Annotated in this window: 26 protein-coding genes and 1 tRNA gene; 12 read left to right on the forward strand and 15 right to left on the reverse strand. The window is 70.7% G+C overall.

Annotated features, from left to right (window positions below):
* Positions 1-161: 161 nt before the first annotated feature.
* The 6 genes from AH6_RS23965 to AH6_RS23990 all read left to right on the forward strand — a co-directional run bounded on the left by AH6_RS23965 (position 162) and on the right by AH6_RS23990 (position 5,056).
* Positions 162-860 (forward strand): hypothetical protein, encoded by a 699-nt coding sequence (locus AH6_RS23965; RefSeq protein ID WP_067483634.1) that lies wholly within the window; start codon positions 162-164, stop codon positions 858-860.
* Positions 861-992: 132 nt separating this feature from the next.
* A complete protein-coding gene (locus tag AH6_RS23970; RefSeq protein ID WP_174555116.1) occupies positions 993-1,400 on the forward strand; it encodes a YbaB/EbfC family nucleoid-associated protein in 408 nt (135 codons plus the stop codon).
* Between the two features lie 117 nt (positions 1,401-1,517).
* Positions 1,518-2,117, forward strand: coding sequence for a recombination mediator RecR (gene recR / locus AH6_RS23975; protein WP_067483637.1), 600 nt, complete (start codon positions 1,518-1,520; stop codon positions 2,115-2,117).
* The gene (locus tag AH6_RS23980; RefSeq protein ID WP_067483639.1) at positions 2,110-2,658 is read left to right on the forward strand and encodes a DUF5063 domain-containing protein; all 549 of its coding nucleotides are present in this window, start codon (positions 2,110-2,112) and stop codon (positions 2,656-2,658) included. Before recR ends, AH6_RS23980 begins: the two co-directional genes overlap by 8 nt.
* A gap of 261 nt (positions 2,659-2,919) precedes the next feature.
* Positions 2,920-4,197: an aspartate kinase gene (locus AH6_RS23985; protein WP_067483641.1), complete on the forward strand. Its 1,278-nt coding sequence runs from the start codon at positions 2,920-2,922 to the stop codon at positions 4,195-4,197.
* A gap of 190 nt (positions 4,198-4,387) precedes the next feature.
* Positions 4,388-5,056 carry a TetR/AcrR family transcriptional regulator gene (locus AH6_RS23990; protein WP_067483903.1) on the forward strand — a complete coding sequence of 223 codons (669 nt, stop codon included), beginning with the start codon at positions 4,388-4,390 and terminating at the stop codon, positions 5,054-5,056.
* Positions 5,057-5,113: 57 nt separating this feature from the next.
* On the opposite strand, the gene AH6_RS23995 is transcribed toward AH6_RS23990, so the two are convergent.
* From AH6_RS23995 to AH6_RS24005, 3 genes are all read right to left on the reverse strand, one after another.
* Positions 5,114-6,880, reverse strand: a complete 1,767-nt coding sequence (locus AH6_RS23995; protein WP_067483643.1) for a S9 family peptidase — start codon at positions 6,878-6,880, stop codon at positions 5,114-5,116.
* Between the two features lie 127 nt (positions 6,881-7,007).
* The gene (locus AH6_RS46740) at positions 7,008-7,964 is read right to left on the reverse strand and encodes a serine hydrolase (RefSeq protein ID WP_083983393.1); all 957 of its coding nucleotides are present in this window, start codon (positions 7,962-7,964) and stop codon (positions 7,008-7,010) included.
* A 56-nt stretch (positions 7,965-8,020) separates the two neighbouring features.
* The gene (locus AH6_RS24005; protein WP_245679449.1) at positions 8,021-8,764 is read right to left on the reverse strand and encodes a MerR family transcriptional regulator; all 744 of its coding nucleotides are present in this window, start codon (positions 8,762-8,764) and stop codon (positions 8,021-8,023) included.
* 144 nt (positions 8,765-8,908) lie between these two features.
* Here AH6_RS24005 and AH6_RS24010 point away from each other — a divergent pair, with 144 nt between their 5' ends.
* Positions 8,909-9,112, forward strand: coding sequence for a hypothetical protein (locus tag AH6_RS24010; protein ID WP_067483647.1), 204 nt, complete (start codon positions 8,909-8,911; stop codon positions 9,110-9,112).
* A gap of 194 nt (positions 9,113-9,306) precedes the next feature.
* On the opposite strand, the gene AH6_RS24015 is transcribed toward AH6_RS24010, so the two are convergent.
* On the reverse strand, positions 9,307-9,555 hold the full coding sequence (locus AH6_RS24015) for a (2Fe-2S)-binding protein (protein ID WP_218005917.1): 249 nt from the start codon (positions 9,553-9,555) through the stop codon (positions 9,307-9,309).
* Positions 9,556-9,892: 337 nt separating this feature from the next.
* Complete coding sequence (locus AH6_RS24020) at positions 9,893-10,789, reverse strand: LysR family transcriptional regulator (RefSeq protein ID WP_067483649.1); 897 nt, start codon at positions 10,787-10,789, stop codon at positions 9,893-9,895.
* Between the two features lie 86 nt (positions 10,790-10,875).
* Between AH6_RS24020 and AH6_RS24025 the strand changes: the two genes are divergently transcribed.
* Complete coding sequence (locus AH6_RS24025) at positions 10,876-11,928, forward strand: pyridoxal-phosphate dependent enzyme (protein ID WP_067483651.1); 1,053 nt, start codon at positions 10,876-10,878, stop codon at positions 11,926-11,928.
* On the opposite strand, the gene AH6_RS24030 is transcribed toward AH6_RS24025, so the two are convergent.
* Positions 11,925-12,614: a ferritin-like domain-containing protein gene (locus AH6_RS24030; RefSeq protein ID WP_067483653.1), complete on the reverse strand. Its 690-nt coding sequence runs from the start codon at positions 12,612-12,614 to the stop codon at positions 11,925-11,927. The genes AH6_RS24025 and AH6_RS24030 overlap by 4 nt on opposite strands.
* Before the next feature lie 227 nt (positions 12,615-12,841).
* Here AH6_RS24030 and AH6_RS24035 point away from each other — a divergent pair, with 227 nt between their 5' ends.
* A complete protein-coding gene (locus AH6_RS24035; RefSeq protein WP_067483655.1) occupies positions 12,842-13,042 on the forward strand; it encodes a hypothetical protein in 201 nt (66 codons plus the stop codon).
* A gap of 65 nt (positions 13,043-13,107) precedes the next feature.
* Here AH6_RS24035 and AH6_RS24040 read toward each other — a convergent pair whose 3' ends face one another.
* From AH6_RS24040 to AH6_RS24065, 5 genes are all read right to left on the reverse strand, one after another.
* Positions 13,108-13,911, reverse strand: a complete 804-nt coding sequence (locus AH6_RS24040) for an SAM-dependent methyltransferase (RefSeq protein ID WP_067483657.1) — start codon at positions 13,909-13,911, stop codon at positions 13,108-13,110.
* Positions 13,912-14,770: 859 nt separating this feature from the next.
* Complete coding sequence (locus AH6_RS24050; RefSeq protein ID WP_083983394.1) at positions 14,771-15,577, reverse strand: phosphatidate cytidylyltransferase; 807 nt, start codon at positions 15,575-15,577, stop codon at positions 14,771-14,773.
* Entirely contained in the window at positions 15,574-17,331 is a 1,758-nt protein-coding gene (locus AH6_RS24055; RefSeq protein WP_218005918.1) for an aminotransferase class I/II-fold pyridoxal phosphate-dependent enzyme, read from the reverse strand. Before AH6_RS24055 ends, AH6_RS24050 begins: the two co-directional genes overlap by 4 nt.
* Positions 17,332-17,595: 264 nt before the next feature.
* Positions 17,596-17,669 (reverse strand) — tRNA-Pro (locus AH6_RS24060).
* A gap of 105 nt (positions 17,670-17,774) precedes the next feature.
* Positions 17,775-18,680, reverse strand: coding sequence for a metallophosphoesterase (locus tag AH6_RS24065; protein WP_067483662.1), 906 nt, complete (start codon positions 18,678-18,680; stop codon positions 17,775-17,777).
* A 127-nt stretch (positions 18,681-18,807) separates the two neighbouring features.
* Between AH6_RS24065 and AH6_RS24070 the strand changes: the two genes are divergently transcribed.
* On the forward strand, positions 18,808-19,263 hold the full coding sequence (locus tag AH6_RS24070) for a GatB/YqeY domain-containing protein (RefSeq protein ID WP_067483665.1): 456 nt from the start codon (positions 18,808-18,810) through the stop codon (positions 19,261-19,263).
* 51 nt (positions 19,264-19,314) lie between these two features.
* On the opposite strand, the gene AH6_RS24075 is transcribed toward AH6_RS24070, so the two are convergent.
* A complete protein-coding gene (locus AH6_RS24075) occupies positions 19,315-21,615 on the reverse strand; it encodes a penicillin-binding protein (protein WP_157431668.1) in 2,301 nt (766 codons plus the stop codon).
* A 517-nt stretch (positions 21,616-22,132) separates the two neighbouring features.
* On the opposite strand from AH6_RS24075, the gene AH6_RS24080 reads away from it, so the two are divergent.
* The gene (locus AH6_RS24080; protein WP_067483667.1) at positions 22,133-22,444 is read left to right on the forward strand and encodes a WhiB family transcriptional regulator; all 312 of its coding nucleotides are present in this window, start codon (positions 22,133-22,135) and stop codon (positions 22,442-22,444) included.
* 239 nt (positions 22,445-22,683) lie between these two features.
* Here the strand turns inward: AH6_RS24080 and AH6_RS24085 are convergent, their stop codons facing one another.
* The 3 genes from AH6_RS24085 to bagA form a co-directional block, all read right to left on the reverse strand.
* Positions 22,684-23,043 (reverse strand): hypothetical protein, encoded by a 360-nt coding sequence (locus tag AH6_RS24085; protein ID WP_067483669.1) that lies wholly within the window; start codon positions 23,041-23,043, stop codon positions 22,684-22,686.
* A gap of 106 nt (positions 23,044-23,149) precedes the next feature.
* On the reverse strand, positions 23,150-24,289 hold the full coding sequence (gene bagB, locus AH6_RS24090) for an ATPase BagB (RefSeq protein ID WP_067483671.1): 1,140 nt from the start codon (positions 24,287-24,289) through the stop codon (positions 23,150-23,152).
* Between the two features lies 1 nt (position 24,290).
* The gene (gene bagA, locus AH6_RS24095; RefSeq protein ID WP_245679450.1) at positions 24,291-25,286 is read right to left on the reverse strand and encodes an ATPase BagA; all 996 of its coding nucleotides are present in this window, start codon (positions 25,284-25,286) and stop codon (positions 24,291-24,293) included.
* Positions 25,287-25,501: 215 nt separating this feature from the next.
* On the opposite strand from bagA, the gene AH6_RS24100 reads away from it, so the two are divergent.
* A complete protein-coding gene (locus tag AH6_RS24100; RefSeq protein ID WP_067483675.1) occupies positions 25,502-26,476 on the forward strand; it encodes a slipin family protein in 975 nt (324 codons plus the stop codon).
* Positions 26,477-26,492 lie beyond the last annotated feature (16 nt).

Genomic DNA, 26,492 nt, shown 5'->3' on the forward strand with positions numbered 1-26,492 from the left:
CCACGCCCCACCAAGCCACACCCAGCTCCCCAGCGCCGTCACATTCCCCTGTCCCGGCGCAATCCCAGGCCCGCCCCCCGGCCCAGCACCAGCCACCCCAGCCAACGGCCCCCCCAGCAACCGCCCCCACCGGCGGCGGCGACGTCACGGCCGTCCAGCGCATGTGGCCCGACATCGTCGAAGCCGTCAAGCGCAAGAGCCGGGTCGCCTGGATGGTGATCATGTCGGGCGTGCAGCCGGTCTCCCTCGACCGCAACCTGCTCACCCTCGCCTTCGACGCCGAAGGCAAGCGCACCAACTTCACCAACGGCGGGCGCGACGTCGTCCTCCGCGAAGTCCTCAAGGAGCGCATGGGCGTCGACTGGCGCATCGACACCGTCCTCGCCGGTGCGATGCCCCCGCCAGCACGCCCCGCCGGACGCCCAGGCGGCGGAGCCCCCACCGGAGGCGGCGGCTACGGCTCCCCAGCCCCTGCCCCCACCCCGAGCACCCCGCCCCAGCCCCCCCAGAACCAGAACACCACCAGCGGCTACAACTCCCAGAACGCCGCCCCGACCAACAACCCGGCCGCAGGCTTCTCAGGCGCCGCCGAGCAGGTCCCGTCCCGCCCGTCCTCCGCAGGACCGCGCCCCTCGGGCCCGCCCGACATGCCCGCCCCGCCGCCACCGGACGACCCCGGCCCCCCGCCGCCACCGGACGACCTGCCCCCGCCCCCCGAACCCGCCCCCGTCGACGAGTCCGACGACGTCGACCCCCTGGGCGACCGGGACGCCGACGGCACCGAGGCGGAGGCCAGCGGCATGGCGCTCATCCAGCGCGAACTGGGCGGTCAGATCATCCGTGAGATCGACAACACCTGATCACGGCCGGGCGCACCGGCGGCGGTGCGTACCGCATCCCGGCCGGAAGCCGTAGTCTCGGGGAACAGGCGTCCGGTGAACGGGCCGCGGAACATGAGGCCCTACGGGGCCGGACACGAAACGGAGTGCACCGTGGAACCCGGTGGGTTGAACATCCAGGAGCTCCTCCAGCAGGCCCAGCGCATGCAGGAGCAGCTGTTCACCGCGCAGCAGGAGCTGGCGGAGACCGAGGTGCAGGGCACCTCCGGCGGCGGCCTGGTCACCGCGACGGTCAACGGGCAGGGCGAGGTCACCGGCCTGACGATCGACCCGAAGACCATCGACGCCGACGACCCGGCCGACACCGCCGAGACCATCGCCGACCTGGTCCTGGCGGCGATCCGCGACGCCGGCCGCGCCGCGCAGGAACTGCAGCAGGAGAAGATGGGCCCGCTCGCCGAGGGCCTGGGCGGAGGCGGCGGCATCCCCGGCCTCGGCGGCGGAGGCGGCCTGCCCGGCCTCGGCGGCCCCGGCGCACCGGGCGGAACGCCCGGCCTGTAGCACCCGGCCCCGGCCCAGGACCCGGAGCCACCACGGCCCCGGCCCGCAGGCCCCGAACGGGCGCGGACGGAACGACCTCCGCCCGCGCCGCAGCCCGAACGTGAAAGGAAGCGACCGTTGTACGAAGGGGTGGTCCAGAACCTCATTGACGAACTGGGCAGGCTGCCCGGCGTCGGCCCCAAGAGCGCGCAGCGGATCGCCTTCCACCTCCTGGCCTCCGACCCCGCCGACGTCGAACGCCTGACCAGGGCGCTCAAGGAGGTCAAGGACAAGGTCCGCTTCTGCAAGACCTGCGGGAACGTGGCCGAGGAGGAGGAGTGCCGCATCTGCCGGGACGCGCGCCGCGACCCGAGCGTCATCTGCGTGGTCGAGGAGTCCAAGGACGTCGTCGCGATCGAGAAGACGCGCGAGTTCCGGGGCCGCTACCACGTGCTGGGCGGCGCGATCAGCCCGATCGAGGGCGTCGGCCCGGAGGACCTGCGGATCCGGGAGCTGATGCAGCGGCTGGCGGACGGCGCCGTCACCGAGCTGATCCTGGCGACCGACCCCAACCTGGAAGGCGAGGCCACCGCGACCTACCTCGCCCGGCTCGTGAAACCCATGGGCCTGACCGTGACCCGCCTGGCCAGCGGCCTGCCGGTGGGCGGCGACCTCGAGTACGCCGACGAGGTGACGCTGGGCCGCGCATTCGAAGGACGGAGGCTGCTCGATGTCTGACACCAACAGCCCGCAAGACTGGAACACCCTGGCCGAGCGCGTGGCGTGCCACGTGGAGAACTACATCAACGGCCTGGAGGCCGTCGCGCGCGGCGACGGCGGGACGCACACCGTCCCGCTGCTGCTCCTGGAGGTGTCGCAGGTCCTGCTGGCCGGCGCCCAGCTGGGCGCCAGCGCCGACGTGATCCTGCCCGACAACTGGGAGCCGGAGATCGGCGACGATCCCGACCTGGACAGCGTCCGCCAGGGCCTGGCCGAGCGCCTGCTCGCGATCGACGAGTACGTGGAGGTCTTCGACCCCTGCAAGGACACCGAGCCGACGGCCTACCGCCTGTCGGACGACCTCGTCGACGTCGCCAGCGACCTGGTCCACGGCCTGCGCCACTACAAGCAGGACCGCCCGCTGGAGGCCCTGTGGTGGTGGCAGTACAGCTACTTCAACCACTGGGGCAACCACGCCGGGGCCGCGCTGCGCGCCCTGCACGCGGTCATCGCCGGCGCCCGCCTGGACGTCGTCACCGAGCCCGTGGCCGCAGGCTGACGGTCGCCCCCAGCGGCACCGCGACAGGGAACCACCCCTGCCCGCGGTGCCGCTGACGGCCGCGCCGCCCGCAGCCCCGCGCCGCCCGCGGCCCCACGCCGTACGCCGCCCGCCTCCGCTGAAGGCCGCGCGCCACCACCCCATCTCACCCCTCGGGAAGATCGTCTCAGTCGCGACCTTTACCTGCCCGTAACCCACGCCCGCGGCCTCGGTAGACTCGTCGCCGGTACGCCTGACCCCGATCCGAGGAGCGCCCCTCTCGTGGCTCTTATCGTGCAGAAGTACGGTGGCTCCTCCGTCGCCGACGCCGAGTGCGTCAAGCGGGTCGCCCAGCGCATCGTCGCGACGAAGAAGGCGGGCAACGACGTCGTCGTCGTGGTCTCCGCCATGGGCGACACGACGGATGACCTCATCGACAAGGCCAAGCAGGTCAGTCCGCTGCCGCCGGCCCGTGAGCTGGACATGCTGCTCACCGCCGGCGAGCGGATCTCCATGGCGCTGCTGGCCATGGCCATCGCCAACCTGGGCCACGAGGCCCGCTCGTTCACCGGCTCCCAGGCCGGGGTGATCACCGACGGCAGCCATGGCAAAGCCAAGATCATCGACGTGACGCCGGGCCGGATCCGCACCGCGCTGGACGAGGGCTCGATCTGCATCGTGGCCGGCTTCCAGGGCGTGTCGCAGGGCACCAAGGACATCACCACGCTCGGCCGCGGCGGTTCCGACACCACCGCCGTCGCGCTGGCCGCCGCGCTCGACGCCGACGTTTGCGAGATCTACACCGACGTCGACGGCATCTTCACCGCCGACCCGCGCATCGTCTCCGCGGCCCGGCGCATCCCGCGCATCTCCTACGAGGAGATGCTGGAGATGGCCGCCAGCGGCGCCAAGATCCTGCACCTGCGCTGCGTGGAGTACGCGCGCCGCTACAACATCCCGATCCACGTGCGGTCCTCGTTCTCCCAGAAGGAGGGCACGTGGGTCGTCGACAGCAGCGACATCGAAGGGCAAGAGGGCATGGAGCAGGCGATCATCTCCGGCGTCGCGCACGACCGCAGCGAGGCCAAGATCACTGTGGTGGGGGTGCCCGACAAGGTCGGTGAGGCCGCCACCATCTTCACGGTGTTGTCCGACGCCGAGATCAACATCGACATGATCGTGCAGAACGTGTCGGCGGCCTCCACCGGCCGCACCGACATCTCCTTCACGCTGCCGGTGACCGACGGGCAGACCGCGCTGACCGCGCTCAACAAGGTCAAGGAGCGCATCGGCTTCGAGTCGCTGCGCTACGACGACCGCGTCGGCAAGGTCTCGCTGATCGGGGCGGGCATGCGCTCGCACCCGGGCGTCACCGCCACCTTCTTCGCCACCATCGCCGACGCCGGCGTCAACATCGAGATGATCTCCACCTCGGAGATCCGCATCTCGGTCGTGGTGGCCCAGGACGACGTGGACACCGCGGTCGCCGCCGCGCACCGCGCGTTCGACCTGGACGCCGACCAGGTCGAGGCCACCGTCTACGGCGGCACCGGCCGCTGACGCACGCACCACCGGACGGGCCGCACGGGACCACCCGTGCGGCCCGTGCCCGTCCCCGGACGCGCCACCCGACCCGTGCGCCCGATCACCGCCCGTACGGCCCGCCGCCGTCCCCAGCACAGCGCCCGTTCCGCGAGCGTGGCCCGCGCAACAGGAGCGATACGCGGACGCGGGCTTTAGGGTGGCCTACGTGACCGAGACCAAGGCGGTGAAGTCCGAGCAGACCCGGGCGCTGATCGTCGACACGGCGCTGCGGCTGTTCCGCGAGCGCGGGTACGAGGCGACGACGATGCGCGCCATCGCCAAGGAGGCCGGCGTCTCGGTCGGCAACGCCTACTACTACTTCGGCTCCAAGGAGGAGCTGATCCAGGCGTACTACGACGAGCTCCAGGAGGAGCACGTCAAGGCGTGCCGGGCGGTGCTGGACGCCGAGCGCGACTTCGCCCCCCGCCTGCTCGGAGTGCTGAAGGCCCGCGTGGACACGATGGTGCCCTACCACGCCTTCGCCGGGAAGTTCTTCAAGTTCGCCGCCGAGCCGACCAGCCCGCTCAACCCGTTCAGCTCCGAGTCCGGCCCGGCCCGCTCCGCCGCCGTCGCGATCTACCGCGAGGTCGTGGACGGCTCCACCCTCAAGATCGACGGCGAGTTCCGCAAGGAGCTGCCCGAGCTGCTGTGGTTGTACTCGATGGGCATCGTCCTGTACTGGGTGCACGACGGCTCGCCGGGCTGCCGCAAGACCTACCTGCTGGTCGAGCGCACCGTCCCGCTGGTCAACAAGATGGTGACGATGTCGCGCCTGCCGGGCTTCAAGTCCGTCACCCGCGAGCTGGTGGGCATCATCCGCGAAGTCCGCGACTGAAGCCCCAACGGAAACGGCCCCCGGAAGCCACCCCGGAGGCCGTCCCCGACCAGCCCCTCAGGACATCCCGAGGTGCTTGCGCGCGAACGCCATCTCCGCCGCCATCTGCTTGATCCGCTCCTCCACCACCAGCGACCCGTGCCCCGCGTCGTACCGGTACACATCGTGCGGACGGCCCAGCTCGGCCAGCCGCGCCAGGTAGTTGTCGATCTGCCGGATCGGGCAGCGCGGGTCGTTCTCCCCGGCCAGCACCAGCACCGGAGCCTTCACCCGCTCCACGTACGTCAGCGGCGACGACTCCCGGTACCGTTCCGGCACCTCCTCCGGCGACCCCCCGAACAACGACCGGTCGAACGCCTGGAGCCCCTCCATCTCGTCCTCGTAGGCGGCGACGTAGTCGGCCACCGGCACCGCCGCCACCGCCACCGACCAGTCGTCGGGCTGCGTCCCGATGCCCAGCAGCGTCAGGAACCCGCCCCACGAACCGCCGGTCAGCACCAGCCGGTCCGCGTCGGCCAGGCCGGACGACACCGCCCAGTCGCGGACCGCCTTGATGTCCTCCAGCTCGGTCAGCCCGACCCGGCCCTCGATCGCGTCCCGCCACTGCGAGCCGTAGCCCGTCGAGCCCCGGTAGTTCACCCGCACCACCGCGAACCCGTGGTCCACCCAGGCCGCCACCGACGCCACGAACGAGTCGTCGTCCTGCGCGGTCGGCCCCCCGTGCACGTCGAACACCGTCGGGAACGGCCCCGCGCCGTCCTCCGGGCGGCTCACCAGCGCGTGGATGCGCCCGCCGGGGCCCTCCACCCACACGTCCTCGACCGGCACCGACCGCGGCGGGGGCGGTCCGGGCGGCGTCAGCACCACCGCGCCGGACGTGGAGCGGATCACCGGCGGCTCGGCGGCCGACGACCAGGAGTACTCGACCGTGCCGTCCGGCCGCGCGCCCGCCCCGCCGATCACACCGCGCGGGGTGTCGATGCGGGTCAGCGAGTCGTCGCGCAGGTCCAGCCGGTACAGCTCGTCGCGGCCCTCGTGCGCGTGCCCGACCAGCAGCGCCGACGCGTCGGGGTACCAGTCGGCCGACACCTCGCCCGGCAGGTTCAGGACGATCTCGTGCTCGGTCCCCGCCACCGGGTCCCAGACCAGCATCTCCTCGCGGCCGCGCCGCTCGTGGTTGACCAGCATCCGCGCGTCGCCCGGCACCGGCGCGAACCCGGCCCCGTACACGCCCTTGCCCGGCCCGTCCCACAGGTCGGCGACCGTGGAGCCGTCCAGGCGCACCACGCGCAGCGCCATGTGGCGGCTGTCGCCGTGCTCGCTGTGCCCGATCGCGACCAGCGTCTCGTCCTTGGACAGCCCGGCGACGTGGGCGTCCTCGGCGTTCTCGTACAACGTCTCGGGCGCCCGCCCGGGGCGGCACAGGTGGACGGTGTTGCCCGCCTCGGTCGTCCGCCCGACCACCGCGAGCCCGCTGGAGCCGCGCGCCAGCCCGGACGGGTAGGCCGGCTCCAGCCCCGGCACCGCCGGCTCGCTCTCCCCGCCGCCGAACGGGACGCGCATCCACACCCCGAACTCGTCCCCGTCGGTGTCGGCGAACCACCACACGTGCTCGCCGGACGGGTCCACGCCGCCCATCCACGTCCCGTTGGGACGGTCGGTCACCTGCCGCCGCTCGTCGGTCTCCCGGTCCCAGGTGTAGATCTCCCAGGTGCCGGTGACGTTCGACCGGTAGGTGCAGCGGTGCGGCGCGTCGTCCGCCCAGCCGGGCAGGCTCACCCGTGCGGCCCGGAACCGGGCCTTCCAGCGCTCTTCGTCCACCATGCCCCCAGTATCGCGGAGACGGCGGCGACCGGAGCGCCCACCGGGACTGGAGGGACGCCGCTGAACACGACGAAGCGGGGCGTACCTCGGGCGACCGAGACACGCCCCGCTCCGCGCGAGGGCCGGATCAGACGTTCGGCGGCACCGAGCCGTCCGAGACCTCCCAGGTGGCGTCCGGGACGCTCTGGGACGTCATCGACCGCATGCCCGGGTTCAGGCCGCGGTGCACCGCCGTCGCCACCCGCTCGATGCTGGCGACGCCGTACTTCATCGACGGCGTGTTCTGCGTGAGCACCACGATCATGTAGTCGTGGCCGCGGCCGGTGAACGCGCCGATGCTGTGCACGCGCCAGTACTTGCCGTGCCGCGGCAACCAGCCGTTCTTCACGTGCCAGGTCGCGCCGGACGGCCGCCCGGTCGGGGTGCCCCAGCGCTGGGACGACACGACGCTGTTCATCAGCCCCAGCGCGTACGCGCGGGCCTTGTCGGGCAGCAGCGCGTTGCGCTTGGTGAGGCGGCTCAGCAGCTGGATCTCGTCGTAGGCGGTGATCTGGGTGAGGCCCCAGTAACCGCCCGGACCGAGCCTGGTCTGCCGCATGTTCGCCTGGGTGAGGAAGCGCTGCATGCGGGTGCGGCCCACCGACTTCCACAACGTGGACGCCGCCGCGTTGTCCGACCGCGTGATCATCTTGTGCGCGAGGGACTTCTCCTTGGCCGTCATCTTGCGCTTCTGGTCGACGACCTTGCGCAGCAGCGCGCCCAGGATGGTGGCCTTGACGACGCTGGCGGAGTCGTAGCGGCGCGAGGAGCCGACCCAGCAGGTGATGCCGCGCTTGCGGTCGTACACCGCGACCGACTCGGTGCCGGTGCGGCCGCGCAGCGCGGCGGTGATGCCGTTCCCGAGCCGCTTGGCGGCCTGCGGGTCGGCGGTGGACTTGCAGGGCCCGGCGGCGGCCGCGACGGCAGCGGCGGTGCGCTGCGGAACGGCGGCGTGCGCGGCGACGGGGGCGATCCCGGTCCCTGCGGCCAGCAACGCGCCGGTCAGCAGCGCGGTGGGCAACGAGCGGGGAAGACGGCGTGGCATTGCAGCAACGGTAGTGATCGGTGGGGCGGGGGAGGCAAGGACCGCCGCGTAACGAGTCAGTCTCGGTCGCGGGGCGGGCCGAGCCGTCCCAGCACCTGGTCGACGGCCGTGCGGACCTGCCGGTCCATGGCCCGCGCGAACGCCGCCTCCACCGACACCTGCGCGCCGGGCCGCAGCAGGTCGAGGGTCTCGGTGAGCTCGTCCAGATCCCGCTCGGCCAGCCGCTCCACCACGTGCTCGGTGATCAGCCGGACGAACAGCCCGGCCAGCTCGTCCATGCCGCGCTGCATCTCGCGGCTGGCGGCCAGCACCTCCCGCAGCGGCACCCCGGCCCGCACCAGCGTCACCGTCGCCTCCAGCTGGCGGCGGCTCCAGTGCGTGACGCGGTCGCCGTCGACCTCCAGATGGCCGAGCGCGACGGCCTGCTCGACCGCGCCCGGCTCCACCTCGCCGGGGAACAGCTCGGCGAGCTCGGCGAGCGTCATCGTCACCGGCACCTCGGTGGACCACGGCGCGGTGACGGCCTTCTCGATGCCGAGCACGGTGTCGATGTCGCGGCCCTGCTCCCACGCCGACAGCAGCTCCCGGATGCCCTCCAGGGTGTGCCCGCGCTCCAGCAGGTTGCCGATCATGCGGAGCCGGGCCAGGTGCTCGTCGGAGTACAGCCCGATCCGGCCGACCCGGCGCGGGGGCGGCAGCAGCTTGCGCTCCTGGTAGTACCGCAGGGTGCGCACCGGCACCGCCGCGGCCTCGGCGAGCTCCCCGATCCGGTACTCGCGCCCTGCCGCCTCGTTGGTCACGGCCGCCAGCATAGTTCGGCCGATCACCAGGCCGGATGCGGCGGGCGTGGAACGCGCCGCCGGTTGCCCCCGTCCAACGGGGGTATCGCAGCCGTCCGACCGGCCTGGACGGACCCAGGCCCGCCCCCCGGAGAGAGACCGCACATGACCAAACACCGTCCCGCCCTGCTCGCCGCGGCCGTCCTCGTCGCCGGGCTGGGGCTCACGGGCTGCTCCGAGAAGCGGCACTGTGAGCACGACGCGACCGACACCGTCGTCAGCAACAGCTACTGCGAGAAGAACATGCAGGGCTACGAGTGGGAGTCGGGCGACAGCCACAAGAAGAAGAAAAAGAAGAAGAAGCACTGAGAACGGCCACGCGAAACTGCGAAAACCACGCGGCCGAACAGCCCGGCCCCGTCAGGTGGCGCGGCGCAGAGTCCTGACCTTGCGGGGCCGACGTCTGCGCGCGCCGTCGGATTCCTGACCCGTCTCTTCAGCAAGAAGCTGGCTAAGGGTGCGGGGAACGGTGTCGGCGAAGGGGGAACGCATCACGGTCTCCTTCAGGCGGCGGTGGTGATCCCGGTGACGGTGCGCAGAGCCCACCGCATCCGGACGGCGTAGGACTCGGGGTGGTCGCCCGCCTCCTGGGCGACCGAGGCGGCGCAGACGGCACGATCGCCGCCGCAGGCGCACAGCCGCTCGTCGATGGCGGCGCGGATCTGCTCGGGAGTGGGGTTCTCGGACGCCTGCAACCGGGAGGTGAACAGGACCTGCGCCAGCTCGGAGGCGGTCATCGGCGTGGAGGACATGGTCTGCCTTCTTCCGTCCGGGGGCTCCCGGCCCCTTGCTCTCAGGTACGACTCTGACGACCGAGAGCACTCATCGCCATCGGGGAAAACCCTCAAACGGGGTGGGGACAACTCCCCGATGACCCCTTAGATCGACCTCCGCCCAGAACTACTGAGAACACCGCCATTCCCACGGAACGAAAAACCCGTTCCGCTCCCACCCTCTACCCCGACCTGCCACTTCACCCCGAGCCCCGACGCGCCCCACCACAAGCCGATCACCAGCGCCCGCCCCCGACCAACGGCATCGCCGGACGACCCCCAGCCCCCGGCCCGCCCCGGCCACACTTTGATTACCTCAAGGGCGTGCCGCCTGTTCCAGCACACGACGGCAAGCCCGGACGGCCGGATGCGCGCCGCCGCCCCGCCGGACGGCCGTCAGGAGCCGCCGCGTCCGCCGCCCCTGCGGCAACGCCCGCAGCGCGACGGTCGGCGCGCGCCCCGTCCACACCAGATCGGGCAGCAGCGCCACCGCGTGCCCCTCCTCGACCAGGCGCAGGTGCAGCAGCAGATCGCTGGACTCGAAGCGCACGTCGGGCTCGAAGCCCGCGCTCCGGCACACGATGGTCGCCCAGTGCCGGGCCGCGCTGCCCGACGGCTCCATCACCCAGGGACGATCGGCCAACGCGAGCAGCGCGCGTTCCTCACCAGGTGAATCCCAGTCCCGCGGAACCGCCAGCCGGATCTCGTCCAGGCACAGCTCCGCGTGCTCGATCTCGGCCGGGCGCGCCATGGGACTGTCCGGATACTCCTCGGTGATCACCAGATCGAAGTCGCGTGCGAGCAGCGCGGGCAGCGCGGTCTCCGGCTCGGCCTGGGTGACCTCCACGCGCAACCCGGGATGCTCCTCGCGCAACGCCGTGAGCGCCCCCGGAACCAGCGCCAGAGCGGCGGTCTGGAACGCGGCCACCCGCAACACCCCGGTCAGCCCGGCCAGCGAGGCGGCCAGATCGGCTTCGGCGCGCTCCAGCCGCTCCAGCACGGCTTCGGTGTGCGCGACGAGGATCTCGGCCTGCGGCGTCAACCGCACCCGCCGCCCCACCGGCTCCAGCAGCGGCACCCCCGCCTCCCGCTCCAGGACCGACAACTGCTGCGAGACCGACGACGGGCTGTAGGAGAGCGCCTCGGCGACGGCGGCGAGCGTGCCCCGATGCTTCAACTCGCGCAGCAGCCGCAACCGGTGAAGATCGAGCATCGAACAGCACCCTTCACTTTTCCCGATGATTACCGCTCGGAAAGTTGAACTGGACCGATGAATCCCTGCCCCGGCAGCGTAATCCCATGACGCTCTCCACCGCCGCCCCCGCCACGGCCTGGTTCTCGCGCCCCGCCGCCCGTACATGGACGTGCGCGCCCGCCCCCGCCGAGGTCGCCGCCTTCCATGCGAACCTGCCCGGCTACGCGCCGACGCCCCTGACCGAGGTGCCCGCCCTGGCCGCCGAGCTGGGCGTGGAGCGCGTCTTCGTCAAGGACGAGTCGGCCCGCCTCGGCCTGCCCGCCTTCAAGATCCTCGGCGCGTCCTGGGGCGTGCACCAGGCGCTCCGGCACGCCGCCCGCCGTCCCGAACGCCTGGTCACCGCCACCGACGGCAACCACGGCCGGGCCGTCGCCGCGCTGGCCCGCGCGCACGGCCTGCCCGCCCGGGTGTTCGTGCCGTCCGGCGTCCACCCCGCCGCCCGCGCCGCCATCGAGGCCGAGGGCGCGGAGGTCGTCGAGACGAACGCCTCCTACGACGAGGCGGTCCGCCGCGCCGCCGCCGACCCGGGGCTGCTGGTCCAGGACACCGCGTGGCCCGGCTACGAGGAGGTGCCGCGCTGGATCGTGGAGGGCTACTCGACGCTCTTCACCGAGATCGACGCCCAACTGAACGCAGCAGGCGCAGCCCCCGCCGGGCTGGTCGCCGTCCCGGTAGGAGTGGGCTCCCTGGCACAAGCAGCCGTAACGCACTACCGCGCGACCTCAACAGGGAGCACCGTCCTGTCCGTAGAACCGGAAACCGCCGCCTGCGTCCTGGCGAGCCTGACGGAGGGCCGCCCGGTCACCGTCCCCGACGGCAGCACGATCATGGCGGGCCTCAATTGCGCGACCCCATCCACCCTCGCCTGGCCCTACCTGCGGGACGGCCTGGACGCGGCCGTCGCGGTGAGCGACGACGACACCGCCCGCGCGGCCCGCGACCTGGCGTCCCACGGCATCCCCGCAGGCCCGTGCGGGGCGGCTTCCCTGGCAGGCGTCCGCGCGGCCCTCACCGAAGACCGCCGCGCCGACCTGGCCCCCGCCGCCACCGTCGTCCTGCTGAGCACGGAAGGCACAACCGCCAACCCGGCGCTCTAACCCACCACCCGCTCCCGCCGCAGCCCCGCACCTTCCAGATCCACCGCCCGAGCCTCGGCGAAGACCTCAACCGCAAAGCGCCACCGCGAACCCCCCAAAGCCCGCAACGCGCTCCCGTGATCCACGGCGACGACCCCCGCCACCACGCCCACCGCCAGCCGCCACCCCCAAGCGACCACACCGGGCACCCGGCCGATCCGGTCCCGGTGGAACGGCACGTGCCGGCGCTCGTCGCACAACACGCGAGCCGCGACGTCCCGCGCCAGCGCGTCCCCGGCCCCGTCGCGCAGCACGCGGTAGTACGCCAGCGCCACCACCTCGGCGATCAGCAGCACCGCCAACTCCGTGCGCAGCCCCAACGAACGCCGCAGCCGCACGAAGACCACGTCGCTCCAGTGCCGCTCGATGGTCGGAGCACCCGCCGCCTCCAGCAACAACGCCAGCATCCGAGCGTGATTCAGTTCCTCAGCAACGAACAGCCGAGCGGCCACCCCATAATCCCCGCCTCCAGCCTTCCGGATCAGATTCGCCCCATCCCCGGATTCCCCGACCTGGAATTTCTGAAGGCTCCGCACCACCGCAGGCGCCAGCCGCGCCCCGACACCCCAGTCCGGATCGGGAACGAGCCGCCGCCGCTCCGCCTCGTCCTCGAAATGCCGCCGCCACCCTCGCGCGTCCAGCCGCATGACCGCTCCTTCCGCTGCCTCACCCACCAGCCAACCCTGCGGATGTGCAGATCAGGCGAAGAAACCGTGCAAGAAGAACGCCGATCATGACATCCGTCATGATCGCGCCAATGACTTTCGTCCCACCTTTCCCATGCACCTGCTCAAAGAAAGCGATGACAGTTCATACCTACCGCCGAAAAACCGGCCGCCCTAATCTTCAAGCACAACGTCGAAAGGGAAACGAAATGAACAAGGACCGGCGGGCCTGGTACGTCCACACCATCGTGTTCGGCCTGGGACAGGGCCTGCTGTGGCGGCTCGGCGAATCCATGACCGGCGCCGACCACCTCCTCACGGCGGCCGACCGCGTCTGGCTGGCGCTGTTCGTCCTGCACACGATCTGGGCCTGGGCGCTCGCCGGACGGCTGAGCCGCGGCAAGGGCTGACCCAGGACATTCGTACCGCCCAAAGCGTGGCTGGACCAGCGCATCGTCTTCCGGACGCAGACCCCCTACTTGCGGGCCACGCCGCCGAACGAGTCGATGATCGCGGGCTCGCCCACCGACGAGGGGTCGGGCCGCCACAGGGGCGTCGAGACGACACCGGGCTCGACCAGCTCCAGCCCCTCGAACAGGGAGCTGATGAACTCCGGCGTGCGCGCGTGATACGGAACGGTGCCCGCGTCGGCGCACAGGCGCAGGGCCTCACCACGTGCGGTGGCCTCGGCGGGCGTCCACTCGTCGACGTCCAGGACATTGGTGCCGTCGTTGATGGCCACGTAGCTACCCGCCGGCAGCGCCTCGACCAGCCGCCGGACAACACCCTGAGGATCATCCTCGTCGGCCACGTTCCCGACGATGCCGAGCAACATGAGCCCGACGGGCCGGCTGAAGTCCAGCACCGCCGAAGCCCGCTCGATGATCTCATCAGGCTCCCGCACGTCGGCCTCGACATAAGCGCAGGTCCCCGCCGCCGCCCCCTTGAGCAGGGCACGGGCATGGGCGACGACCAGCGGATCATTGTCGACGTACACGATCCGCGAGTCCGGGGCCTCCCGCTGCGCGACCTCGTGGGTGTTGTCGGCCGCCGGGAGGCCGGTGCCGATGTCGAGGAACTGCCGCACCCCCTGCCCGACCATGTACCGGACGACCCGCACCAGGAACGCCCGCGACTGCCGGGCCACGTCGGCGATCTCGGGATAGACCTCCATGATCTTGTCCCCGACCTCGCGGTCGATGGGATAGCAGTCCTTGCCGCCCAGCCAGTGGTTCCACATGCGGGCCTGGTGCGGCGTGGTGACATCGACGTCGGCCATGGGACCTCCAAGAGAGCGGCACGACCGACCGTAACCGCCGGAGCCCTTGCCACTCCCTCAATGACCGCTCAAGGCCAACCTTCAAGAACGCCGAAAAGCCCCCAGATCAGCAGTAGCTGCCAGCAATAGCACCACAAGCACACCAAAACCCGGCAACACCAACTCGGACCCATGAGGAACATCCCGCGCAGGCCGGGCCTCCACCCGCCGCCGCGGATCCCAGGTAACCCGCAGAACAGCCCCGGCCCGCGCCGCCGCGTCCTCCGTCTGCAACTCACCCGGCCCACCAACCGGACAACGGACCCGATGAACATTCCTGACCACCGTCGAGGTCCCGCCCTCAACAGCGCCGTTCAACACCTCGCGACTACTGCGCTGGACGTCATCAACGCGGCAGTCTCCACTGACACCCCGGACGGCGAGCACACGATCCTCAGCCGCGTTGTGGATGAAGAACCCACAGAACGGCAACGCAAGCAGCAGCAAAACCGCCGTAGCGGCATGACGCCCAAGCCACAAAGCGACCCCGACCCCAAGCACCGTGGCCAAGACCCCAACGACCCCGCTGACCCACCCCGGCACCCCAGAGGCATAGAAGTCGAGCCAGCCCACAAGGACATACCCGCCAACGGCTCCCACCGCAGCCAAGAAGACAGCGCCAGCCCGCTCGATCGCCTCCATGACACTTGGAAGTATCGCAAGTCTCTCCGGTTCCGCCCGAAACCAGCGTCAACCTCCGCCCCCGGGGTAGGCGACCCCCATGTTCTTCTTCTCGAACCGCCTGGGTTGCGCAGGGTCGATCATCGTCAGCGTGATCGCCACCGCACTCCTGTACTACTTCCTGACCCGCTGAGAAGGTTCACCAGCCGAGCACCAGGGCGAATGCGAGAGCGAGCAGCAGGGAGTCGAGCCTGTCGAGCAGCCCACCGGCACCCGCCAACCAGGAAGCGGAGTCCTTGACCTCAACACCCCGCTTGACCATCGACTCCAGCAGGTCCCCCAACGGGGCACCAAGCGCCACCGCGACCGCCAAAGGCAACGTGAACGCCCCCAGCAAGGCCAGCGCGCCCAACCCCACAACGGTCCCGGCCACCAAACCGCTCCAATGCTTAGCCGGTGAAAGCGCGGACAGCGAAGGCCCACCCAACAACCGCCCGCCGAACGAAGCGGCAATATCAGCAACCGACACCGCAGCGAACAGCGCCAAGACCGCCGGGCCGAGCAGAACCGCCCCGGCCAACGGCGCGAACCAAGCCACCCCCACCACCCCGAAGCACAGCCGGGAAAGCCCACCGCCCGCATCCCCGGCCAACACCGGCACCAAAGCGACAGTCACAACAGCGGCCACGAGAAACCGAGGCAACTGCGCCGGGCACAGCCACGCCACGAAAGGCACCAAAGCCACGGCAACAACAAGCACCGCACGGTCCGCCCGAGGAAGACGAGTCAGCGCGCCGTACTCAAGAGCGCACACCACCCCCGCCAAAGCAGCAAGAACGGCCGCACCACCACGACCCACAAACAGAGCGGCAACCACAACAGGCACACCCACCGCCCAAGCGCACCACCGCAGCACATACTCCCGCCGCCTGGACAACCCGACCGCGACACCGCCGACCACCAGCGCGCCAGCAAGATAAGGAACCAGGCTCGCGACCTCAGTCACGCCACGCCACGCAGCACCTCAGCAACGGCAGCCACCACACGGGCGTTGGCCGCGGCGTCACGCACCGCGATCCGCACCGTCCTCCCCTCGAACGCCGAGGACAGCGGCGACAGATCGCGCAGGAACACCCCCCGCCCTCGGCACCGCTCCACAAGCCCGGCCGCCCCGATGCCGCCCTGCGGCAACGTGAGCAGGACGAAGTTCGCCACCGACTCGCTGACGTGCAGACCTTCGTCAATCCCGCCAAGCGCGGCGGCCAGCTCAGCGCGCAACACCCCCGTCTGCGCCCACCGGGCCGCGTAGTACGACGGGTCACGCAAAGCACGCACTGCGGCGATCTGGGCAGGCAAGCTGACCGCCCACGGCGGCGTCCAGCGCCGCACCTCCGCAACGATCGACGGAGACGCAGTGAGATAGGCGGCCCGCAGCCCCGACAGGGCGTACATCTTCGACAACGAAGTGCAGACGACAACATTGTCGGCCTCCACCGCGTACGACTCCAGCGATTGCCCCGCACCGACATAACCGGCGTAGGTCTCGTCGATCCAGAACCGCGTCCCGCTCGGCGCGCCCTTCAGCACCTCCCGCAGCTCAGCGGCGTCGAGATGCACCCCGGTCGGATTGTTGGGATTGACGATGACCACCAGGTCATAGCCCTCCCGCAGAACACGGGCGAAGCGCTCCGGATCGATCCGCCAGCCTTCCTCCCGACGCAGCGGGAACCGATCGACACGGCAACCGACCACCCGCTCAACGACGTGCGCGTACTCGCCGTAGCAGGGATCGGTCAGGAGCACCCGGCTGGAGGAGTCCAGCCACCCGCGAAAAGCACGAAAGATCAAGTCAGAAGAACCCGCACCAACGGCAAGAGCGTCCTCAGGCACGCCCCGGCGAAGCGCCAGCTCCTCAATAAGCCCGCCGGCCTGCACCGGGGGAGAGGTCCGCGCGATCCAGTCCAGCCCACCGCTCAGCGCCGCGACCGCGTCAGGAGTAGGCGGGAACCAGGCGTCGAGCACATCGGCGGGCACCACATCACGATGCGCGTCCAGCGTCTCGAACCCCCGCCCCAACGCCTCGACGGAAGCACCACCGTGCGCGCAGGCGTCATCGTCGGGCAGGAAAGGAACCTCCAGCCCCCACCGCACCACCCGCTGAAGATCACGCAACAACGAGCCGTACCGCCGCAGAGTCCGTCCAGCGAGCTCGGCTACATCCCCACCCATGAGCTGGAACTCAACGGCCCCCGACCGCACCACGGCCCCAGTGGAAGCAAGCCCCAGCTCCAGATACATCGACAACAACTCGACCCGCCCCAAGGCCACGACACGCCTACCCCCATGCGCCGCCACCCACCGAAGCGCCGCGTACATCAGCAACTTGCCGACCATCTCGCCCCGCAGCCTCGGATCAACAGCCAAGATCCGAAGCTCGAACAGACCATCCTCACGCAACACCGGATGCTCATCCCGCCGCAGATACTTGTCGACCGAATAACGCCCCGCCCAAGGAGGCGTCACGCTGATGAACCCGGCCGGTTCCCCATGGCGGAACGCCACGATGTAGACGTTGCTCCCGTCAAGCCCATCGCTGAGCTGCCCCGAAGCCTGAAGGGCATGCTGCCCGAGCTCCCGCGCATACACCTCATGCCGAAGGCGGCGAATCCACTCCCCATCCGCCTCCACCGCCAGCCGAAGCTCGACCTCGCCGCTGACCACTGTGACGGACGTCCCCGAAGAATCCTGATCGTGTGTCACTCAAATCACCTCGCGCACCACTGTGCGGGAACGCGCACACGACGACCTGAGTACTCGTACTCAGCTCCTCAGAGCCTCGTACTCAATGAGCTGGTTCGATCCCCCGCGAGAGGATCTGCGAGAGCGTCGACCACGGCGTCTCCAGCAGCTTCTGGACGTCTGATCGACCCCTGCGAGATTCGTTTTCACGCACGAACAACGCACAAAAGGTCAGAGGCCGGTTCCTGGTATCAGGAACCGGCCTCTGACCTGCTGCTCAACCTGTCGGGGTGGCGGGATTTGAACCCACGACCTCTTCGTCCCGAACGAAGCGCGCTGCCAAGCTGCGCTACACCCCGGTTGGTGGCTGCCCGGGAGTCGTACGTGCTCCCGGCGCCTTGACTACTGTAGCGGATGCCGGAGGGTGCTGCGTCCGCATTATGCGCCGGGTGGCCGGGTCCGTCCTATGCCTCGGGGCGCGGGACCAGGGTCAGCAGGGACGCCTCCGGGGGGCAGCAGAAGCGCATCGGGGCCGTCGGGGAGGTGCCCAGGCCCGCCGAGACGTGCAGCCAGGCCCCCTTGTGCTTGTGCAGGCCCTTCACGCGGGGGCGGTCGATGCCGCAGTTGGTGGCCAGGGCGCCGTAGAAGGGCACGCAGACCTGGCCGCCATGGGTGTGGCCCGCCAGCAGCAGGTCGTAGCCGTCGGCCACGAAGCGGTCCATGTTGCGCGGCTCGGGGGAGTGCATGACGCCCAGGTGCACGTCGGCGCGCGGGTCGACGGGGCCCGCGATCTTGTCGTAGCGGTCCCGGTTGATGTGGGAGTCGTCGATGCCGCCGAACTCCACGTCCAGGTCGCCGACCTTCAGGCGGCCGATCCGGTTGTTCAGGTCGAGCCAGCCCGCGGCCTGGAGGGACGAGCCCAGCGCGCGGTAGGGCAGGTCCGGTTCGCGGCGGCGCTTCTTGTAGTCGGTCTTGCTGGTCCGCCAGATGTAGCGCAGCGGGTTCTTGAAGACCGGGGAGTACAGGTCGTTGGAGCCGTAGACGAACACCCCCGGGCGGTCCAGCAGGGGGCCCAGCGCGTCCAGGAAGGGGCCGATCGCGTCGGGGTGGCCCAGCGAGTCGCCGGTGTTGACGACCAGGTCGGGCTCCAGCTCGTCCAGCGAGCGCACCCAGTGGATCAGGCGGGAGCGGCCCGGCGTCAGGTGCGCGTCGGACAGGTGCAGGATCTTCACCGGGGGACGGCCGGACGCCAGGACCGGCACCTCGAAGCGGCGCAACCTGAACCAGTTGCGCTCGATCACCGAGGCGTACGCGAACGTGGCTGCGCCGGTGCCCGCCAGCGCCAGCGGCGCGGCGTAGAGCTTTCGCACGGTAGTTCCCTCCGGACCTTTCACGACGTCCTTCATCGTCCCAGACATGCCGCACCGGTGCCCAATCATGCCGTGCCGGGCGATAATCCTGGTGAGAAGCGGGAGGACGGGCGGGCATGATGTGTGCATGAGCGCCCTGAAGGAGAAGCTGGAGACCGACCTGTCCACCGCCATGAAGGCCCGCGACGAGGTGCGCACCCGCACCCTGCGCATGGCCCTCACCGCGGTGAAGAACGAGGAGGTCGCCGGCAAGCGGTCCCGCGAGCTGTCCGACGACGACGTCGTCACGGTGCTCACCCGGGAGGCCAAGAAGCGCCGCGAGGCCGCCACCGCGTTCGCCGACGCCGGTCGCACCGAGCAGGCCCAGGCCGAGCGGGACGAGAACGCGGTGCTGGAGGAGTACCTGCCCGCCCAGCTCGGCGACGCCGAGCTGACCGCGCTGGTCGCCGACGCTATCGCCGAGGCGGGCGCGAGTGGGCCGCGCGCCATGGGCCAGGTCATGAAGATCGTGAACCCGAAGGTCGCCGGGCGGGCCGAGGGCGGCCGCGTCGCCGCCGAGGTCAAGCGGCAGCTCGCGACCTGACGGCGGACGCGCGAAGGCCCGGTCCCCCGGTGCGGGGGCCGGGCCTTCGGCTTACCAGAACCAGTTGAAGCCGGGGCCGTCGTCCTCGGGCTTGCGGTCGTCCTGCTTCTTGCCGTTGCTCACGAACAGGGTCACGACCGTGCCGGGCGAGGTCTCGGTCCCGGCGTCGGGCGAGGTGGAGGCCACGCTGCCCTTGGGCGCGTCCGACTCGACCGGCCGCGGCGAGACCTTGACGTCCAGGTCGGCGCCCCGCAGCCGGGCCGTCGCGGCGCCCACCGACATGCCCTTGACGTCCGGGACGGTGGTGGTGTCGCCGAAGTCCTGCGACGGCGTCCGGAAGCCCTGCGCCGGCTTGCCCGCCAGCGCGCCGCGCATGCTCTGCTGCCACATCGGGCCCGGGATGTCGGCGCCGTAGACGCCGTAGACCTTGTACTTCCAGGGGCCGCGGAAGTCCCAGTAGGCGACGGCCGCCGCCATGTTCGGGGTGTGGCCGGCGAACACCGCGCAGCTGTGCAGTTCGCAGGTGCCGGTCTTGCCGGCGGCGGGCCGGCCGAGGCCGAGGCCCTTGCCGGTGCCCTGGGTCAGCACGCCCTGGAGGATCGAGTTGACCTTGTCGGCGACGTCCTCGTCCAGGACCTGCTCGCACTCGCGCTTGGGCAGCTTCAGCTTCTTGCCGGCCGAGTCGACGACCTCGGTGACCGAGATCGGGGAGCAGTACTTGCCGCGCGCCGCGAAGCCCGCGTAGGCGGCGGCCAGGTGCACCATGTCGATGTCGTTGGTGCCGAGCACCTGCGACGGGTAGGGGTCCAGCGGCCCGCCGTTGGCCTTGCGCATCCCGAACTTCTCGGCCATCTTGACCGCCTCGCACACCCCGACGCGCTTCTCCAGCTCGGCGTAGAAGGTGTTCACCGAGTGCCAGGTGCCGTTCTTGAGGTTGAACGTGCCCGACTCGCTGTCACCGGCGTTGCTCATCGTCCAGCTGCCGCCGCCCAGCGTCTTGCCGCCCGGCATCTTGCACGACTGGAAGCCGCCGATCGTGGTGGTCTGCGGCGAGTTGATCGAGGTGCTGACCGGGATGCCCTGGTCGATCGCCGCGGCCAGCGTGAAGACCTTGAACGTCGAGCCCGCCGACACGCCGCTGCCGCCGCCGTGCAGGGTGTCGGCGGCCAGGTTGATGGTGGTGCGGCCCTTGCGGTCGCCGAACCGCTTGCTGGTGCCGATCGCGCGGACGTAGCCGGTGCCCGGTTCCACCATCGCCTCGGCGCCCACGCGGTTGCCGGTCGGGGAGACCCGGCCGCGCAGCGCGCTGTCCACCGCGCGCTGGGCCGTCATGTCCAGCGTGGTGCGGATGGAGTAGCCGCCGCGGTTCAGCTTGTTGACGATGGTCTCCTGCTGCTTCGGCTTGAGCTGCCAGTACTTGCCGTCGGCCAGGATGTTGAGCATGTCGTACTTGACGTACTCGCAGAAGAACGGCGCCTTGCTGGACTCGCAGCCGCCGACCGGGGACGTCGGGTTCAGGCCGAGCTTCTTGGCGGCGGCCTCGTCGGCCTGCGCCTTGGTGATGTGCCCCAGCTCCACCATCCGGTAGAGGACGACGTTGCGCCGCTTGCGCGCGTCGATCGGGTTGCGGGTGGGGTCGAAGGCGTTGGGGTTCTGCGTGATGCCCGCCAGCAGCGCGGCCTCGTGCAGCTTGAGCTTGGCGGCGGGCTTGCTGAAGTAGCGCTTGGCGGCGGCCTGCACGCCGTAGGCGCCCGAGCCGAAGTAGGCGATGTTCAGGTAGCCCTCAAGGATCTTGTCCTTGGGCATGCGCTGCTCGACGTCGAGGGCGTAGCGCAGCTCGCGCAGCTTGCGGCCGACGGTCGGCGCGGTGACCTGCCGGTACTCCTCCTGCGACTTGGCGCTGTCGACCAGCAGGTTCTTGACGTACTGCTGGGTGAGGGTCGAGCCGCCCTGGGTCTGCTCGGAGTTGGCGTTGGACGCCAGGGCGCGGATGGTGCCCTTCAGGTCGAGGGCGCCGTGCTCGTAGAAGCGCGAGTCCTCGATGTCGACGATGGCCTGCCGCATGACCGGGTCGACCTGGTCGAGGCGGACCGACTCCCGGAACTTGTCGAAGAACCGGGCCAGCTCCTTGCCGGAGGCGTCGTACACCACCGTCTTCTCCGACGGGGGGTCGGTCTTCAGCCGGCTGTCCATGCTCTGGAAGTTGTTGGAGGCGTCGCGCGCGGTCAGTCCCGCGCTGCCGATGCCGGGCAGCGCGATGAACGCGACCAGGACCCCGGCGACGACGGCGGCCCCCAGCAACCGGAACAGCGTGGAGAAGGCGTTGCCCCGACCCTCATTCGCATCATGCACGGGACCAGGGTACGCGGGACGACCAGTGCATACGGGACACCTCCCGGCTGCGGCACGCCCCTTGGCCGCCACTAGGCACGATCTTTCATCGCGGACACGACCGCTCCCACCAGCGGAGATTCTTCACAGAGAGGGCAGAGTGGGACTTTTTGCGGGCGGGGCGGAAGGGACCGGGTTGGCGGATTCCCGCCCCGGAAAGGGGCCGGTTGCGCGATCCTGGTGTCATGCGCGGACCGGTCCGGGCCTGGTCCCGCGCTCCGTGCGCGCGTGCGCCCCGACCTCGGCGGGGACGGCGCTGACAACCGCGCGGGAGTCCCGCGCGTCAAGAAGAGGTAACTAGTCCGTTCCGGCGGTATGGCCCGCGCGGGCTATATCGAGAATGGGCCCATCGGGGACTGTTGAATCGCCCCTCGCTTCCGTAAGTTCTTCCCCACGGCTTTCGTTTGGCGGCCTGACGTCCGCGCCCGTCTGGCCAAGGAGCGCAAATCGACACAGACCCTAGGGGAGTGGGGCCAAGATGTGGATCACGGATTGGACCGCCCGCGCCGCCTGCCGTAATGCGGACCCGGACGCCCTGTTCGTGCAGGGAGCGGCGCAGAACCGAGCCAAGCTCATCTGTCGCGGCTGCCCGGTGCGGACCGAGTGTCTCGCCGACGCCCTCGACAACCGGATCGAATTCGGTGTCTGGGGCGGGATGACCGAGCGTGAGCGTCGAGCTCTGCTGCGGCGGCGTCCGGATGTGCAGTCGTGGCGCGATCTGCTGGAGACCGCGAAGGAAGAGTACGAGCGGTCGGTGGATGTGGACGAGGAAGAACTCGTCGCCAGTTGACGTCGAGCGGGCCCCCATGACCCCGGGGCCCGTCGGGGGATGACGGTCCAGGGACCGGCACGGTCTAGAGCAATCGGCCGCAGGCGGGCGCTTCGGCGCCCGCCTGCGGCCGTCTGCATGTCCGCGGCCTGATTCGGGTGGGGCGGAGGACGGATTCGAGCCGTCCCTATCGGGGCGTGTCCGCATCCGGCCACGAGGCGCTCGTTTAGCCGCAGGCCGCCGCGCGGCCCCAGAACGCGTCAGGCGCTGGCGACGACGGCGGCGAAGGTCACGACGTGCAGCACGGCGTGCAGGACCACCAGCGGCGGCCGTACGGCGCGTGCGGGACGCGGCAGCATCACCGCGAGCACGGCGGCGACGGCGCTCGCCCAGAACGACCACCACGCGACGGTCAGCAGCGTGCCCGCGTTCGGGTCGCAGTTCTCGCCATAGGTGAGGCAGCGGGCGAAGGCCGACGAGCTGAGCACGACGATCCAGGCCAGCACGGTGGACGGGATGAGCGCGCCCAGTCCGACCCCGGCGGCGACGCGCCAGGGATCGCGGCGCGGCTTGGCGTTCGGGGGCTGGGCGCCGGGCGCGACGGGGGCGTATGCGTTCATGGATCCAGCCAACCGCCGGGACGGGGCCGCGCGAATCCGTGTGGCTACTCATGCGCCGGAGCCCGCATACTCAAGGGCTCATGCGGTGTACCGACGGGCGGGAGCGTCAGGCGGCCGGGGTGTTCCTTGTGCGGTTGCCCGCCAGGTCCTCGCCCACGCGGCGCAGGCCGTCCAGGTCGTGCACGTCCTCCGCCTGCGCGGGCACGGCCGTGACCGGGACGTTCGGGTGCGCCGACGTGAAGTGGGCGCGCAGCCGCTCCTCGCGCGCCGCCAGCTGCATCCGGTCGGTGTGCAGGCGCAGCAGCGCCGAGGTCAGCCCGTGCTCGCCGCGCTCCTCCAGCGCCTCGGCGGCGGCCTGGCTGCGGGCCGCCGACAGGCAGTCGTCGCACTCGTGGACGCGGTTGACCACCAGCCCCGCCAGCGGCATCCGCTCCTCCGCCAGGCGCTCCACGAAGTAGGACGCCTCGCGCAGCGCGTCTGGCTCGGGAGCCGCGACGACCAGGAACGCGGTGCCGGGCGTCTGCAGCAGCTTGAAGGTCTTCTCGGCGCGCTCGCGGAAGCCGCCGAACATCGTGTCGAACGCCGCCACGAACGTCTGCACGTCGCGCAGCAGCTGCACGCCCAGCACCTTGTTGATCACGCCGGTGAACACGCCGAAGCCCGCGCTGATCACCTTCACGCCGAAGCGGCCGCCGGTCTTGGCGGGCGCGGCCAGGATCTTCATGAAGCGGCCGTCCAGGAAGCGGCCCATGCGCTCGGGCGCGTCCAGGAAGTCCAGCGCGTTCCGCGACGGCGGGGTGTCCACGATGATCAGGTCCCAGGCGCCCGAGCGGTGCAGTTGGCCGAGCTTCTCCATCGCCATGTACTCCTGCGTGCCCGACAGGGACGACGACAGCGACTGGTAGAAGGGGTTGGCCAGGATCTGCTTGGCGCGGTCGGGGTCGGAGTGCGCCTCGACGATCTCGTCGAAGGTGCGCTTCATGTCGAGCATCATGGCGTGCAGCTCGCCGTCGCCGCCGACCTCGATGCGGCGCGGGTTGTTGTCCAGCTCCGACAGGCCCATGGACTGGGCGAGGCGGCGGGCCGGGTCGACGGTGAGCACGACCACGTCGCGGCCGCGCTCGGCGGCGCGCACGCCGAGCGCCGCGGCGGTGGTGGTCTTGCCGACGCCGCCGGAGCCGCAGCAGACGATGATCTTGGTGCGCGGGTCGTCGAGCAGCGCGTCGACGTCGAGGGCCTTGCTCATCTCAGGCGACTCCCTGCTCGCGTAGTGCCCCGGCCAGGTCGTACAGGCCGGCGAGGTCCATGCCGTCGCTGAGCAGCGGCAGCGTGTAGCGCGGCTGCTCGACCGACTCCAGGCGCTCCTTCTCGCGGCGCTGGAGCGCGGTGCGGCGGGCGTGCGCGGTGGCCTCCTGCGCGAGGACGGCGGCGACGCGCTCGGCGTCGCCCTCCACCCCGGCCGACTTGAGGGCCTGGACGATCTCGCCGACGTCCAGGGCGCCCTCGGCGGCCGCGGCCAGCTCGGCGGCGGGCAGCACGGGCGGGTGCTCCATGTTGACGAACACGCCGCCGACCGGGAGCCCGACCTCGGCCAGGTCGTGGACGCCGTCCATGGTCTCCTGGACCGGCATCTCCTCCAGCAGCGTCACGAAGTGCACGGCCGTCTCGGGGCTGCGCACCACCTTCATGACGGTGTCGGCGTGGTTGCGGATCGGGCCGACCTTGGCCAGGCCGGAGACCTCGTCGTTGACGTTCAGGAACTTGGTGATGCGGCCGGTCGGCGGGGCGTCCATGACGACCGCGTCGTAGACGAACGAGCCGTCCTTGTTCTTGCGGCGGACGGCCTCGCTGGTCTTGCCGGTGAGGATGACGTCGCGCAGGCCGGGCGCGATGGTGGTGACGAAGTCGACCACGCCCAGCTTGGACATCGCCTTGCCGGCCCGCTTGAGGTTGTAGAACATCTCGAGGTACTCGACGAGCGCCTCTTCGGTGTCGATGGCGAGCGCGTACACGTCCCCGCCGTCGGGGGCGACGGCGACCTTGCGCTCCTCGTACGGCAGCGGCGGGCAGTCGAAGAGCTGGGCGATGCCCTGGCGCCCCTCCACCTCGACCAGCAGCACCTTGCGCCCGCCCGCGGCCAGGGCCAGGGCGAGTGCGGCGGCGACGGTGGTCTTGCCGGTCCCGCCCTTGCCCGTGACCACATGGAGGCGTACGCCGTCCCAGTCGGTGTCTCTCGCGCTCACCCGATTGACCATATCGTTCGCTCAGCAAAGACTTCAGAGGGCGTCCGCTCGGATGCAAGTGATTCCTGACACGGTGCCCCCGTGCTCCGGAAACCTCGCCGGACCGTTGTTCCCCGCAGTGCCCATGGGGTTGGCTGGGAAACGTGGAACCGGTGCCCGGATGGGGCCGTCCCGTCGCCGGGGGCCGGTGATCGGCACGGCGGAAGGAGCCGGCGATGGAAGTGCTTCTGGTGATACTGCTGGTCGGCGTGGTCGTCTTCGGACTGATCGGGCTGGCCTCCTCGGTCCGCGTGGTGCAGCAGTACGAGCACGGGATCGTGTTCCGGTTCGGCCGGGTGCAGGGCGCCGACGGGCTGCGGCCCGGGGCGGTCCGCAAGCCCGGCCTGACGGCGATCATCCCGTTCGCAGAGCGCATGCAGAAGGTCAACCAGCAGACCGTCACGATGAACGTGCCCGGCCAGGAGGGCATCACCCAGGACAACGTGAGCGTGCGGGTGGACGCGGTCGTGTACTTCCGGGTGATCGACCCGGTGAAGGCGATCGTCAACGTGCAGAACTACGGCCTGGCGGTCTCCCAGATCGGCCAGACCTCGCTGCGCTCGGTGATCGGCCAGACCGACATGCAGGAGCTGCTGGGCGAGCGCGAGAAGATCAACACCCGGCTGCGCTCGATCATGGACGAGATCACCGACGCGCCCTGGGGCATCCGGATCGAGCGCGTGGAGATCAAGGACGTGTCGCTGCCGGAGGGCATGAAGCGCTCGATGGCGCGGCAGGCCGAGGCCGAGCGGGAGCGCCGGGCGCGGATCATCACGGCCGACGGCGAGTTCCAGGCGTCCAAGCGGCTGGCCGCGGCGGCGGAGATCATGTCGCAGGACCCGGCCGCGCTCCAGCTGCGGCTGCTCCAGACGGTGGTGGAGGTGTCGGCGGAGAAGAACAGCACGCTGGTGATGCCGCTGCCGGTGGAGCTGCTGCGCTTCTTCGACAAGATGGGGGGCTCGGCGCAGCAGGGGGCCCAGCCGGCGGAGAAGCCGGACCTGGGCGAGCGGCTGGCGAAGGCCGAGGAGGAGCTGGCGAAGGCGGCGGAGGCGCCCGCGGCCCTGGACCCGGCGAAGGACGTGCCGCCGGTGGTGGGCCTGGACGAGCCCGAACGCCTCCCGGCCGAACGCCCGGAGGAGCCGCCGCACTGAGAAGGGACGTCCGAGC

It is taken from the genome of Actinomadura hibisca NBRC 15177 (assembly GCF_001552635.1).
Taxonomy (GTDB): domain Bacteria; phylum Actinomycetota; class Actinomycetes; order Streptosporangiales; family Streptosporangiaceae; genus Spirillospora; species Spirillospora hibisca.